The sequence below is a fragment of the Falsiroseomonas oryzae genome, from assembly GCF_027856955.1.
Lineage (GTDB): Bacteria > Pseudomonadota > Alphaproteobacteria > Acetobacterales > Acetobacteraceae > Falsiroseomonas > Falsiroseomonas oryzae.
Window position 1 is genome coordinate 1 of sequence record NZ_JAPSMD010000781.1, and the last position, 1376, is coordinate 1376.

1 protein-coding gene and 2 pseudogenes are annotated in these 1376 nt (G+C 73.9%); all 3 read right to left on the reverse strand.

Annotated features, from left to right (window positions below):
• Positions 1-415 (reverse strand): annotated as a pseudogene (locus OZN99_RS31620) (hypothetical protein); the annotation flags it as partial.
• 3 nt (positions 416-418) lie between these two features.
• A complete protein-coding gene (narI, locus tag OZN99_RS31625) occupies positions 419-1117 on the reverse strand; it encodes a respiratory nitrate reductase subunit gamma (protein WP_270939155.1) in 699 nt (232 codons plus the stop codon).
• Between the two features lie 5 nt (positions 1118-1122).
• Positions 1123-1376, reverse strand: a pseudogene (locus tag OZN99_RS31630) (hypothetical protein); the annotation flags it as partial.

Below are 1376 nucleotides of genomic sequence, written 5' to 3' on the forward strand. Positions count from 1 at the left end.
GGGCGGCGGCGCGCGCCGGCACGTCGGCGGGATCGGCCGCGACCAGCAGGTGCACCGCGTGCCAGGCGGCCGGCGTGCGGAAGCGCGCGCGGTTCGCCTCGTACCAGCGGCGGCACGTGGCCTCGTCCGCCTCGGGGATGCGGAGCTCGGCATCCAGGAGGCGGCGGACCTGCGCGTCGTCGGTGGTCTCGTCGGCCTCCGGCGTCGCGTCCAGGCCGCGGCGCGCGGCCTCGTTCAGCAGCAGGCGGCGGATCACCAGGGCCTCGGCCGCGGCGTGCCAGGCGCCCTCCGCGGTCTCGGCGGGATGGTGCTGCATCTCCGCGGCGATCTCGACGGGGGGGATCTCCACGCCGTCGAGAAGGACGGCCGGCGGCGCGAAGGGCGCCGGCCGGTGCGCGTGCGTGTGCGCGTGCATGGCTCAGGCCACCCGCGCGTTGCGGCCGCGGCGGCGCACCAGCTGGTAGGGCCTGAAGGCATAGGTGACCGGCGCCGACCAGACATGCACCAGGCGGGAGAAGGGGAAGGCCACGAACAGCGTCAGGCCGAGCAGGATGTGGGCCTTGAACACGAAGCCGACACCGTCGAGGTGGCTGGCCGCGTCGCCCTGGAAGGTCACGACGTGCTGCGCCCAGTGGCTGAGCCGGATCATCACCGACCCGTCCAGATGGCCGAGCGAGAAGGGAATGGTCAGCAGGCCGAGGACCAGCTGCACCCAGAGCAGCGCCAGGATGGCGATGTCCGCGGCGGAGGAGGTGGCGCGGATGCGCGGGTCGTAGAGGCGGCGGTGCAGCAGCATGGTCAGGCCGACGAAGCAGAGCAGCCCGGCCGCGCCGCCCGAGACGATGGCCAGCAGCTGCTTCTGCGGCGCGGTGATCACCAAGCCGTAGATGGCGGACGGCGTCAGCAGGCCGACGGTGTGGCCGACCAGCAGGAACAGGATGCCGACATGGAACAGCACGCTGCCCACCATCAGCTGCTTGCGCCGCAGCAGCTGGGAGGAGCCGCTGCGCCACGAGTACTGCTCGCGCTCGAAGCGGACCAGGCTGCCGAGCAGGAAGATGGCGACGGCGATGTAGGGGTAGATGCCGAAGGCCAGGTGGTCGAGGAAGTCGGACATGACGTTCACCCTTGGGTGGCCGCGACGTGCCGGATGACCGGACGGCGGGGGGTCGGGTTGGGGGCGCGGCGCGCCGCGCGGAGCTTCGCGGCCATCACCTCGGGGCCGCATTCCGCGGCGGGATCGGCGCCGGGTCCGAAGACGACGGGGGCTTCGGCCCAGGCCGCGTCGAGGCTCTCGGGCGTCTCGTCGGCCTCCGGCTGGGCCGGCACCGCGCCGGGCGCCTGGCCGGCGGCACGCAGCGCGCCGTCCAGCGCGC